The organism is Clostridium sp. MB05, from assembly GCF_046581255.1.
In the GTDB taxonomy this organism is placed as follows: Bacteria; Bacillota; Clostridia; order Clostridiales; family Clostridiaceae; genus Clostridium.
Genome location: NZ_CP174370.1, coordinates 2,458,744 through 2,471,365 on the forward strand (window position 1 = coordinate 2,458,744; position 12,622 = coordinate 2,471,365).

Sequence of the window (12,622 nt, forward strand, 5' to 3'; positions counted from 1 at the left end):
TACCTCTTTTCTATACTCGATCATATCCTAGTTCTTTTAGGAAATCATTTAGTTCATTTCTTATTTCTTCACGCTCTTTAAGTATAGAATTAAGTGATACTCTGTAATTATCCCATAGGCTTTCTAGAAGTTTTATTATTTTTTGTACCTCATCGCTAATGAAGCTGTTCATTATCTCCTTTATTCTTCCATGAAATCTATTAAGTACAATTTCTTCTACTTCCCTTTCTTCTGTATTCTCTATTACCCCGCTTATTAAAATATTCAATACGTTATATTCACTTTCTTTTAACGTTTCTTCATCTAATAATCTATCTAGTATACCTTCTCTTTCACTCTTTATAATATCGTATATTTTATCATATCTAGCTATTTTAAGACCTGATACTTCATCGTTTTCAACTTTTTCTCTTAAGTTATTTAATTTAAGTTCAATTATTTCCCCTAAAGTTAATAATGTTGATATCCATCCTGTAGTAGCTTTTGCTTTTAAATCTTCTTTTACTTCATCATAAAAAGATACAAATATACCTTCTAACTGATTTTCATTTAGAACCTTATAATCTATAAAAGTCTCACTGAAGGATTTCATTAATCTCTTTTTAACCTTCGCAACCTCTTTTATGTTGTTTAGTTCCACTATATTATTTTTAGCAGTTTCCCACCATAAAGTAATTTGTTCATTTATTAATGTTCTTTTTTCTATTACACCTTCATTTTTTTCAATGAATTCTTTTATATTTTCTTTTTCTTTTATTTCATCAATGAATTCTAAGCACTTTTCATTTTTATCTTTAAACATAAGATTTATATCTAACCCTTGATTTTGACATACTTCTTGATTTTTCTTTACTTCTATTTTTGGTATTCCTCCAAAAATATGTGCTGCTACGTTATTATTTTCTTCTTCATCAGAATTATCTACGTATCTTCTGATGTTAAGATTGAATTCTTCCTTTTTTATTTCTTCTATTGTAACGTTTCTAGAGTACTGCTCTATTTCTTTTTTGCTTTCATAAGTGTGTACAATTTTTTGAATATCCTGTGGTCTTAAGATATTTTGATTTGCGCCTTCTTTGTACTCCTTATCTGCATTTATAAATAATATTTCCTTTCTATCCTTTGCCCCTTCCATATTTATGACTATTATACAAGCTGGTATTCCTGTGCCGTAAAATAGCCCTGAAGGTAATCCTATTACAGCTTCAATTAAACATCTATCATCTTTTGTAATTAATCCTTCTCTTATACTTGCCTCTTCACCACTTCTAAATAACACTCCATGTGGTAGTATACATGCCATTTTGCCATCTTCTTTAAGAGATGCTACCATATGTTGAAGGAACATAAGATCAGCTTTCTTTCCACCTTCTGGTGTAAATCCAAATTCAAATCTTTCTTTATGCTCGATTTCGTTCTTAGAATAGTTTTGAGAAAATGGAGGATTTGCTATAACTCTATCAAATTTTCTAAGTTCTCCATTCTCGTCAAAAAATTGTGGGTGTGATAAAGTATCCTCATTTGCTATATCAAACTTTACAATATCGTGAAGTATCATGTTCATTTTACACATAGACCAAGTTGAACCTGCAAGCTCTTGTCCGTATAAAAATAAATCTCTTGAATCTCCACCATTTTCTTCTATATAGTTTTTACTTTGAATAAGCATACCACCTGAACCACATGTTGGATCATATACATAATGTCCTTCTTTGGGTTTTATGATTTGAACTAAGCAATAAACTATTTCCGCTGGAGTATAAAACTCCCCACCTTTTTTACCTGCTGAGCTTGCAAAATATTTTATTAAATATTCATAAGCTGCTCCTAGCATGTCAGGCGATTCAAAATCTTCATTTTTCATAGGTATCTTATTAAATATATTAATAAATTCCACTAGGGTAGAATCCTTCATAGCTGTTTTACCAACTTTTTTAGTAAAGTCTATCCCTTTTAAAACTCCTTCAAGTTTTTCTATATTTGCTTCTTCTATAGCTGCTAACGCTGAATTTAATTCGTCTGCTACATTTTTCTTAGTATGAGCTATACCTTTATTTTTCCCATCTTCTATATAACTCCATCTTGCTTCCCTTGGTACGAAGAAAGAGTCAGAATATCTTGCTGGATTTTCTATTTGTCTTTGTATTTTTTCTTCATCCCATCCCTTTGCTTCGTATTCTTTTCTTAAAATGTTCTGCTTTTCCTGAAACTGATCAGATAATCTTTTAAGAAAGAGCATTCCAAAAATATATTCTTTATATTCATTAGCCTCCATTTTTCCTCTAAGTACATCTGCCGCTTTAAATAAAAGGCTTTCTAATTTATTTAATGATAATTTATTTGCCATTTTAATTCCTCCATCAACTTATCACTTTATTAATTGGCCTTACTTAACTTCTTATAATTAAGTAAGGCTTCTCTTGCTTATTTACATTACTTCAAAAACTTCCTTTATATTCATTTTCTCATATAAATCAAACTTAAGATTATCTATTTTGGCTTGCAGCTCTTCTAATTCTCTCTTTAAGTTTCTTTCTGCCTTACTATATTGATTTATAATTTCGTTTTGCTTCTCTAAATCCATATCTACTAGAGGAACTTCCTTTAAATCCTTAGGATTTATCATAGCAACAGCAGTTCCAGTCTTTCTAGATTCAATTAAATATTCGCCTATTGGGCTTTCTAAGAACTCCTTTATATATTGGGGATTATAATTAGATTTTAATCTTATTCCAATAAAGTTTTGTGATATTAATATATTACCATCATGTTCTGGAATAATACAAATTTTAGTTACTCCTTTATTTGAAATAATTATATCCCCAAATTCAACTTTATAAGCTTCTACTCTAGCATTATTCTCTATTGAATAGTTTGGTATAGAATCAACATCTAATTCTCCATTTTTAATATCTGCAAGATTAATTATTTTATAACTTCCATTAGGATCCTTAACATTCTTACTTGTAACATTTATACCTCTATAAAAACTACCTATATCATCTAAAGTTTTTGTTGCATTTAATTTATCTAAATATATCTTAACCTTACCATAATCTGTAGATTCAAATTCAGTTTTAACAACATATTTACTTGGAGAAAGATTTCCATTTACTATTTCTTTTAAGTCTACTATTGTGCTTATATCTTCAACTACCTTTTTATTTCTATAGATATCTAAAATGGTATTGATATTATCTTCGTTTAAGATATTCTTTCCTCTTCTAACATTCTCATATATATCATCAGCATTTATGAATTGTATCTTATTCTTCATTTCTTCTGATTTATTCATATTAAAAACTATCATTGCGCAAGGTATCCCTGTACCAGTGAATAATCCACCAGCTAACTCTATTACAGCTTCAATATAATCAAATCCAATGACTTTATTTCTTAACATTTCTTCTGAACCTGCTCTAAATAATGATCCTAATGTCGTTATTATTATTGCTTTTCCATTTGCTTTTAATGACTTTAATGCTGTAGATATAAATAACCAATCAGCACTTGCTACTCCTGGAGTTCCATATATAAATCTAGCATACTTATCATTTAATATTTCATTTTCTTTATCCTTCCATTGCATGCTAAATGGTGGGTCCATTATAATTGAATCAAATTTCTTTAGTGTATTTTCGCTTTCTTTAAATATTGGATTTACTAATACATCACCAATTCTAACATCAGCAGACTTAATTCCATTTATAAACATTCTAATGCAAGCTATTGAGTATGTTTTTAAGTTTAATTCTTGCCCATAAATTTTAAGTTCATTTCCGTACTGGGATGCATAGTTATAAGCTTCAACAGCACCTCCCCCAATTCCAAATGTCCCATCATAAAGCTCTCCATCCTTAGGTTCAACTATTTCAACAGCTAATCTATTTATAGCGTTTGGTGTTGTTCCTTCTCCCCCACTTTTACCTGATAATTCATATAAACTTTCTAACACATACTCAAAAGCATCTTTATATTGATTTTCATTTAGCAAACCACTCTTTAAAGCTACTATTATTCTAGCAAGCTCCTCACCTGATAATTTTAAATTATTTAGATAAGATATAGCTTCTCTTATTTCTTCTACTTCTTCACCTATAATATTTAATGCATCTTTAACAGCCTTTTTGATATCGACACTATTTAATATCAAATCCAAATTTACTTTTTTGGGATTCTTATTTGAATAATATCCAAGTAATAATAGCATAGCTGTATTTGAATCTAAATAACTAATTTGTGATGCTCCTCTTTGAATTTCTAATATTTCATTGATAACCTTCTTGTAACCTTTCATCTTCATTCTCCTTTACTACTTTTTAATAATTTAATTACTAACTTTTCTTATTTGGGTTATATATTCGTTTATCTATGTTTTAAGTATAATATTTGAAATAATGAATGTCAACACTTTATTTTGATAATTTAATTACTAACTTTTAATATTTAGTTGTTTTATTAATTTCCATGTATTTATTAGACCTCCTAAACAGAAAAATTCCCCAAGACCTAGTCTTAGGGAATTTAAAACAAACTTTAATACTTACTAAAGCCCCGCTAAAACTTTGATACCAAGCTATTTCTTAATCAGCCTAACAACTGTCTCAGCGTGTTGTGAATATTGAATTTAGTTAAACTAGCTTGTAGCTAAATTTATCTCTTATTTTTATATTATCCCTTATATTCTTAACTTAGCTCCCTTAAATCACTTTATAAAAATTATATTACATTATACTTTATTTCTTTTATAGATTTTTTCCTCAATATTTCTTCTAATGTCATTTCATTTATTTTTATATGCATTGGTTTAATAATATTTATATTATAATCTTTTTTGCTGTCTTTCTTATTTCCTATTCTTCCAAAACACACTACCATAGCAAACTTATGTTTATTGTTTATTTCTTCTTTTAATATATCTAAAGCATTTTTAAAGTTTATTTCATCAATATAATTATCACGATAGAATGATGGAGGCAAATAAGCCGATATTTGATATTTGTCATTAACTAGATTTGCATATCCATACAATTCATTATTATCTGAATATCTATATTCTATAGACTTAATAACTCCAAACACACATTTTCTTCTATCTAGATAAGTTTGATTAATCAAACTAGCTTCAATGCTAGTTACGTATGCCCCTCTTTCAGATTTTTTACTAATTTCATTACTATCTACTGAAATAGCAACATTTTTTTCTCCCAAATTTTCTATCAAATATGTTCCTTGATTTTTCTCCCCGCCATTCTCACCATTATATGTCTGCTTAAGATTTTTTATTTTCCTATCTATAGCTCTTTCAATCTGCTCATCTGATATTTCTCTATTTTTCTCTTCTGCTACTAATTTTTTTCTTCCTGCTTTTCCCTTATATTTTACATGAAACTCACAATACTCGTTATGCTTGGCCCCTTCGCCATTCCATGTACTATAAAACGTAATCTTATTTTTTCTCTCTGTAAATTTAATTCTAGCATCACAACCATGAATACAGGTTAAAGTCCCTTTGTATTTGCTTTCATATACATCTTTCTCCATATTTTCTACATGTATAGGTTTAATTTTCTCGTCTATTTCTCCTAGACTCCATTCCATTTTTATCTTTGCCATCTCATATCCCCCTAATTAAAATAAAACTAATGTCTAACAATAATAACTTTATGTTACTAAGATACAATAATATAGCGTAAGTAACTTCTGACGCTATATATCAAATCCATAATATGATAATAATTTATCAAAAAATTTTATTACTAAATCATCACTATTTTGTTTAATAAACTCATACCCACCAAATCTAAAAACTTTATATCCACTAAGTGTTAATTCTCTATCTGCTGCTACCATTTCTGAGTATTTCCTAGGTGATGATGAATCCCCATTTGAATAATGCTGCTTTCCATCAATCTCTATAACTACCCTATCTCTATCAGAAAATAACATTAAAAAATCCATCCTCTGATGAGTTAATCTCTTAGTACCACCTAATTGTTTAATTGTAAGCGGGTCATAATGTAAATATACCTGTGGAATTAAAACCGGTAATTTCTTTTCAAACTTTTTTTTATATGTTTTGTAATATAAATAGAAAAATCTCTTTTCAGGACCATCCTCTAAAGTTTTCTCTAATCTTTTATATAATCTTTGCTCAATATCTATACCTTCTTCTTTAATAGTATTAAGATTTTTCCACCACTCAACCAATTCTCCCCAGGTTAATCCTTCTTTACCTATCTTATTACAATAAACTAAACAATGCTCCTCATTCTTTACTATACTTATATCATTATTTAAAGAATCTAATATTATAATTTCTGGTTTAGGTCCATCTGATGCAAAAATAAGATTTTTAACTTGTCCATTTACACCATTATTTTCTATGGCTTTTACTTTATAAATCACTTCATCAGATATAATATCATCACTTAGCAATTTATATCCATCCTTTTCAATATAATGATTTATCATATTCACATACTCTATTTGCTTTGATTTCTCTCTAATGAATGGATGTACAATTTGCTCTAAAAAATATATAAATTCATTATCTGATTTATAGATTAAATCCAATTCTTCTTTTAATAAATGTAGATAATCCCAATCGTCATTATTCCTCATATGCCTAATCACATCATATTCAAAGGTCTCGAAAAAATCTTCTTTAGAAGGTATATTTCTAATATCAAACACTCTAATTAGAAAATCAACTATATCTAATTTTCCCTCAAGCTTTCCAAATTCATTTATTCTAACTAATAGCTTATTTCTCGTTATGCTACTTATTGCAAATCCACCACTTGGAAAAAACTTATCTAAAACTCTAGCTAATTCAGATGTAGGATATTCACTCATAACTTTTTTACCTAAATCTAAAATAAAATTCTTATCTTTTCCTACTAATCTCTTAGTTACATAAGCTCTTTTGCTTGCAAATGCTTCATTCTCATCACCGTCATCTAAACCATATTTTTTACACAAACCTGGTAATCCATATGCTTTTTCTTGAGCTAATGAATTTGCAATCTCTTTTTTTACATCATCCAACGTAATCATTTTTCCTCCAAAATAATACAATATGTTATATATTCATTTTAACATATACATCCAATTCTATAAAACAACTTTACTCCATTTCTTCTTTAATTAAATTGCTATAGTTACTATATCGTATTTAGCTAATTTGCCACCATTTCATAAACAGGATACTGCTATAGTTATCTCAATATAATATATACTATTATTTCAGTATTTATAAAAACCGTATCATAAGTAAATGATACGGTTAACTACTTTAATCTATAAATATTATTTTTCTCAATTATTAATCGATTTTCTTTTCTTATATTTCTCAATTTTTTGTCTACAATGCTTTTCATATGCTTTTGTATGATCACGACCTCTTTCAGATCTTATATTTGCAAATAACCTATCAAAATCTCGTTCAAATGTTGGCTTTGATACACATAAATCATGAATAATTTGAGATAATTTTTCAAATACATTAATTCTATATGAAAATATAATTATATTTTCATTATAAAATTCATTTTCTAATTCAATATTGACATTTTTGAAGTCATTAGATATTGGATATTTCCATTGACCATGCGCTATTTTATTTCTTATGTTTATTGATGGAACTAAATCTTTATCTATTATATCTTTAAGCTCTTTAAATTTAATTTTCATATCCTCACTAAGGTTTGATTCAATAATATTATCTTTAATTAATTTATTATTAGGTGTTAGATAATTAATATTGTATGCTTTACATATTGCTATTCTTAATGACTTTTTCCATTTTTGCTCTAAACTTAACTTTCTATTTTCAATAAAACTTTTTTCAAGTTCAGTAAATCCATTTGGTTCATTCACAAGTTTCAGAATCCTAACTTCAGCCCAGCTCGTAACTACAGCTGATAAAAGTTTGTTATATATATTTATTTTAATTTCATCTTCTTGAGATATACTTTGATTTAAATCTGACTTCAATACATCTATGCCTTTTTTTAGGTACCTCAAATTGTCACAATGATTATGATACATATCTACCTCTTTAGGTTTCCTAATCGCCAAAAACTACAATCTATTTAAAATTATAGCCTTTGGCGGTTAGGAATCGAACCTAACTATTATTCTGTTCTACAGTGTGTTTTTACCATTACACCATCGCCCCATAGTATAACACAATTATATCATTTATATTATAATATATAAACTTCTTCTTTCCATGAATGAGTATTATATACTTAGTCATACTTTTAAATCTATTCCTATAAAGACTATTAATTTATCAAACAGCGCTCCGTTACTTGTGATACTTTTCCCCCAATCGTAATAAAAAAGTTTGTACTTTAAAATCCATAAAATAATTTCTTTATCTAAAATCTTTTATTATAAGCCTCTCTTATAATAAAACATATATATTCCAATTCTTTCTTATCATTAATAGTAATTTCATAATCACCATTTCCCCAATGTCCTATCTTAGACACATCTCTAAAAATATTTTTATAGTCATTCAAACCTCCCCATTTGGAATTAATCCAAACCTTTGCAGAGGTCTTATTAATTAGGATGCCTACAAGATTTTTATTATGTAAATCAAATCCTATAAATCCACCTCTACTTTTTATTATTATTGAGCTATCTAAACTCATTATATAATCTTTAAATATTTCATAGATTTCAACAATATCTTCATTTCCTCTTTCTAAATGATCCTCTTCTGTTGTAATCTTTACTTCTCTATTTACCGTATTAACCTCTTCGCTTGAAGTCGCTATTGTCTTTATTGAAGCAACTCCTTGGGAAACTTTAATTGGATTAAAATATATTATATCATCATCAAATTTTCTAGCTTCCCATAACTCAAATGGCAAATCCTTAAAGTTTAATGATTGTTTTTGATATTGAGTAAAACTAGGTGATATAAAGATAACTCTTGATTGAGACCAATCCACTTCATCTCTTTTTAGAACATCATTCATTTTCTCATTATATTCTAAAATAAAGTCTGCTTTATTATTTAACATAGTAGCAAGATATGCATATCCTTGATCAACTACACTAAAATTGGTTGTATTCTTATATTCAATAATTACAAAAGATTTTGTAATCTCATCAAAAGCTAATGTATCAAGCCTAAATTCATTTACAGAAAATTCTCTTTGTATAAATTTCAATCCAAATATATTTTCTAAATTATTCTCACATAGTTTATGTAATTCTACTTCTTTATTAAATCCTTTTTCTTTAACTTCTTTTAATTCTTGTTCATTAATTTTATATAGATACATTTTCTTAATACTCCTACAGCATATTATTTTCTTTAGATATTTTTATAGCTATCTTTACTTTTTAATTAAAAATGCTCTCCATTTTCATAATACTTACTTTCATCTAATGTAAAGAATATAACATCCACATTTATGTATTCTAATAAATGAACATATTTAGTAATTATTTTTGCAGCTTTATCCTGTACTTCTTGTCCTCTATCAAACCATGAAACTTCAACTACTGGCTCACCTTTAACAATTTCTCCATCTTTTATATATACAGATTTATCAACTGCCAAGCTAAAATAATCTCTTGGACATTGAATTAATTCTTGTAATTCGTCTATTAATTTTTTACTTATTGAACAAACATTTTCTGTTTCTATACCTTTAAATTTTAACATTGGCATTTTTGACCACTCCCATCACTATAAATACTAATAATATAATATCACAATGAAAATATTTATAAAATAAGATCATCTTAAGCATTCATTGGTATAATAACTTTATGATTAATATAATATGAGTATTATTTTTTATAATCTTAGATATTTATAATTTATCAATAACACTAAAGCCTTGATTTACGGCTATTTGATATATTGGAGCTATGCTTCATATTAATTTTTCTGAAAATCCCTCTTTACCTTTATGTTTATAAAAATCTATTGGATTTTCTAACCTTAACATGTCTACGTATTGTTCAAGATCTTTCTTTCTATTATTATCACATATAAAAGAAAAGGCTTCATATTGCATATTACAAAAATCATTTATGTAATTTTCATATCTTAAAAGCTTATCGCTTTTTTTACTGTTTATATTTTTAAAGGTAGGTACTAAGTTCCACAAAGGTGTTAAAAGCTTATAAGGCACATGGTAAGTTAATTCTTTTATTTGCTTATTTAGAATTTTATCCTCACTGTTATAAATAAACTCTAATAATTCTGGACTTTTTATATTAGTAGGCTTTTTATATTAGTAGGCTTTTTATAAACACTTGCTATATAGTCTATTGATTTTGTTAAGTTATCAAATTGTCCAAAATAAAGTCTATATTGTAATGTTGGATACCAAGCCCCTGTTATCATTCTTGCAATTACTCTTCTAAAGGTTATTTCAACATTACCTAAATTTACTTCTTCAAGAATACCTAGTAACCAATACATCTTATAGCTTGCCACAACTCTGCTATCTTCTAATAACCTGCCAAATATTCTTGTATCTACAGAATTTGAACTAGGTAAATTATATGTAATTCCATCAAAATCATTTAGCATAATATTTTGATCTAATTCTGACGTTATCTGAATTTCTTTTTCTTTTATATTAATTTCATTAGTCATTTCATTATTTATATTTTTTACCTTCATAAATTCACCACCTTTTAATAAATTTAATTATTAAAATTAACTTATATGTCTATTTATAATAAATTGCTATTAAGTGAGAATCTAAATCTTTAATTTAGTCTTTCAAACTTACCTAAGTGGTTGATTTAACACTTCTAACTTACTCAACGACAAAAGGAGTTGAGTCTCCTTAATTACATTTTGTTACATTTATTTATATTTTATCATATTTTAATGCTTTAAATAAGCAAAATAGGAATTAATATGCAATTAATTCCCATTTATTTAAACCTAGGTATTTTAAATTTTAATTATAATTAATCAATACTCTGTTAAAAATCAAATTGAATTCAGTATTTAATAGATTGGTAAAACTGATCAACATACGTCATCTAAAGAAGAAGGAAAATTTTAAGTAAAGGCTGATTACCTAAAAACAAGATTAAGAAACTTATGAAGAAACTATTGAATAAAAAGTTAAATAGAAAAATAAGTCTAGAAGACAACAAAAACTCAGTTTAAATACTGAGTTTTTTTATTTGTATAAAGAATATAAAGGAAGGCTTATACCTTCCTTTATCATTAAAATACTCTATTAAAAGATGAATTAGGTAATTGCACGAAGAATAGCGAATACTAAAATAAAAATTAATAGTATGACAGCATACTTAGGTCCAGGAATTAACCCCTGCCAATTAGTTGCTAAATATATTAAATTGCTTTTGATTTTTTCCTTCCTAATCTCTATACTCTTTTCTATATTTAAATATTTTATTATTTCTAATAGAAGTTCATTGTTTTCTTTATTAAATGGTCTTAAATCAATTTTCACTTTATCTTTAAAAATCAGACGAAATGTATCAAAGTCTTCTCTTCCATCTATTATATACTTTATATTTTCTATATCATTAATATATTCATATTCTATAATAGTATAGCTTCCAGATAACTTATATACGAAAACTCTTTTATTTGTTATAAATATTCCAAAATAAACTGGGCTTAAATATCCATACGTTGTTGGATACATTGTTATCCTTTTATTTAAAAAGCTTTGAAAAAATATACCTCTATATTCTATAGTTTCATCCTTATTAAGATTAACTTTTGCTAATTTATTTAAATGTGAAAAAGCAAGTTTTCTTACAATCTCTTCATTTTTAATTTTATAAAGATCTTCTGCATATTGATTTTTACTTTCAATAGATTTCTTTTCTAATTCACTTAGCTCTTCTTCTGAGTAGTCAATTTTATTTAATAGTTTTAATACTTCTCTATCATCCATTTAAATCACATCCTTCTCTATATTTTTTAATTTTTTTCTAGTTCTAGATATTCTAGTATGAATATAGTTTTCTGAATACCTAAGCTCCTTTGCTATTTCCCTTATTGTATAACCTTCTATATACCTTTTAATAAATATTACTTTATCTTTTTCTTCTAGGTTATTTAAAATATTATCTATAATTTCTTCATCTTCTATTTTTTCTAAGGTTTTATCTTCTACTGCTGTTATTTCATCTGTATATTCAACATAATTATTATTCTTAAAATTCTTTCTCTTAATGTCTATGGCTTTATACTTAGTTATAGATATCAACCAATTTTTAAAGTTCCCCTTTTCTTCATCAAAACAATCAATATTAAACCAAATAGTTGTAAAAACATCATTATAACATTCATCTATAAAGTCTTTTTCATAGTCCTCCTTTAATATATTTCCTGCTACATAATAAACTAACTTCCCAAAGTCATTGACGAGCTTAGCGAAAGATTGAATATCTTTATTTTTAATCCTATAAATAAGTTCTTTTTCATTTATATCTCTCAAATTTACACCTCATTTCTATTTGTCTTTCTATCTATTATTCGTTTTGAATTTATGCTTTCTGTCAGTTATTATCTTTTTTTCTAAATTTATTTAAGTTATTACATTTTTTGATTCCTTAAAAATTGTAACATTCTAAATACACTTATTAA

The 12,622-nt window shown here is 26.5% G+C and carries 11 protein-coding genes and 1 tRNA gene; all 12 read right to left on the reverse strand.

Translation table 11 applies throughout. The features are described 5' to 3' along the window. Positions 1 to 10: 10 nt before the first annotated feature. Positions 11 to 2,347, reverse strand: a complete 2,337-nt coding sequence (locus ACH36K_RS11430) for a type I restriction-modification system subunit M (protein WP_411167756.1) — start codon at positions 2,345 to 2,347, stop codon at positions 11 to 13. Positions 2,348 to 2,428: 81 nt separating this feature from the next. Then, positions 2,429 to 4,297 carry an N-6 DNA methylase gene (locus ACH36K_RS11435; protein ID WP_411167757.1) on the reverse strand — a complete coding sequence of 623 codons (1,869 nt, stop codon included), beginning with the start codon at positions 4,295 to 4,297 and terminating at the stop codon, positions 2,429 to 2,431. A 422-nt stretch (positions 4,298 to 4,719) separates the two neighbouring features. Further along, positions 4,720 to 5,616: a hypothetical protein gene (locus ACH36K_RS11440; protein ID WP_411167758.1), complete on the reverse strand. Its 897-nt coding sequence runs from the start codon at positions 5,614 to 5,616 to the stop codon at positions 4,720 to 4,722. A 93-nt stretch (positions 5,617 to 5,709) separates the two neighbouring features. Beyond that, positions 5,710 to 7,059 carry a hypothetical protein gene (locus tag ACH36K_RS11445; RefSeq protein WP_411167759.1) on the reverse strand — a complete coding sequence of 450 codons (1,350 nt, stop codon included), beginning with the start codon at positions 7,057 to 7,059 and terminating at the stop codon, positions 5,710 to 5,712. Between the two features lie 261 nt (positions 7,060 to 7,320). Continuing rightward, positions 7,321 to 8,082 (reverse strand): hypothetical protein, encoded by a 762-nt coding sequence (locus tag ACH36K_RS11450; RefSeq protein ID WP_411167760.1) that lies wholly within the window; start codon positions 8,080 to 8,082, stop codon positions 7,321 to 7,323. A 30-nt stretch (positions 8,083 to 8,112) separates the two neighbouring features. Next, positions 8,113 to 8,182, reverse strand: a tRNA-Ser gene (locus ACH36K_RS11455). Positions 8,183 to 8,387: 205 nt separating this feature from the next. Beyond that, on the reverse strand, positions 8,388 to 9,305 hold the full coding sequence (locus ACH36K_RS11460) for a hypothetical protein (RefSeq protein WP_411167761.1): 918 nt from the start codon (positions 9,303 to 9,305) through the stop codon (positions 8,388 to 8,390). Positions 9,306 to 9,370: 65 nt separating this feature from the next. Beyond that, positions 9,371 to 9,697 carry a DUF1904 domain-containing protein gene (locus ACH36K_RS11465; RefSeq protein ID WP_411167762.1) on the reverse strand — a complete coding sequence of 109 codons (327 nt, stop codon included), beginning with the start codon at positions 9,695 to 9,697 and terminating at the stop codon, positions 9,371 to 9,373. 208 nt (positions 9,698 to 9,905) lie between these two features. After that, on the reverse strand, positions 9,906 to 10,166 hold the full coding sequence (locus ACH36K_RS11470) for a hypothetical protein (RefSeq protein ID WP_411167763.1): 261 nt from the start codon (positions 10,164 to 10,166) through the stop codon (positions 9,906 to 9,908). An 80-nt stretch (positions 10,167 to 10,246) separates the two neighbouring features. Then, on the reverse strand, positions 10,247 to 10,663 hold the full coding sequence (locus ACH36K_RS11475) for a hypothetical protein (RefSeq protein WP_411167764.1): 417 nt from the start codon (positions 10,661 to 10,663) through the stop codon (positions 10,247 to 10,249). Between the two features lie 586 nt (positions 10,664 to 11,249). Then, positions 11,250 to 11,927 (reverse strand): hypothetical protein, encoded by a 678-nt coding sequence (locus ACH36K_RS11480; RefSeq protein ID WP_411167765.1) that lies wholly within the window; start codon positions 11,925 to 11,927, stop codon positions 11,250 to 11,252. After that, complete coding sequence (locus tag ACH36K_RS11485; RefSeq protein WP_411167766.1) at positions 11,928 to 12,473, reverse strand: sigma-70 family RNA polymerase sigma factor; 546 nt, start codon at positions 12,471 to 12,473, stop codon at positions 11,928 to 11,930. It abuts the gene before it with no gap. Between the last annotated feature and the right edge of the window lie 149 nt (positions 12,474 to 12,622).

Bases quoted from the DNA above. Each gene is read 5' to 3' on its own strand.
- ACH36K_RS11480 (WP_411167765.1), bottom strand. From the start codon at position 11,927: ATGGATGATAGAGAAGTATTAAAACTATTAAATAAAATTGACTACTCA.
- ACH36K_RS11445 (WP_411167759.1), bottom strand. From the start codon at position 7,059: ATGATTACGTTGGATGATGTAAAAAAAGAGATTGCAAATTCATTAGCT.
- ACH36K_RS11475 (WP_411167764.1), bottom strand. From the start codon at position 10,663: ATGAAGGTAAAAAATATAAATAATGAAATGACTAATGAAATTAATATA.
- ACH36K_RS11430 (WP_411167756.1), bottom strand. From the start codon at position 2,347: ATGGCAAATAAATTATCATTAAATAAATTAGAAAGCCTTTTATTTAAA.
- ACH36K_RS11465 (WP_411167762.1), bottom strand. From the start codon at position 9,697: ATGCCAATGTTAAAATTTAAAGGTATAGAAACAGAAAATGTTTGTTCA.
- ACH36K_RS11435 (WP_411167757.1), bottom strand. From the start codon at position 4,297: ATGAAAGGTTACAAGAAGGTTATCAATGAAATATTAGAAATTCAAAGA.
- ACH36K_RS11460 (WP_411167761.1), bottom strand. From the start codon at position 9,305: ATGTATCTATATAAAATTAATGAACAAGAATTAAAAGAAGTTAAAGAA.
- ACH36K_RS11440 (WP_411167758.1), bottom strand. From the start codon at position 5,616: ATGGCAAAGATAAAAATGGAATGGAGTCTAGGAGAAATAGACGAGAAA.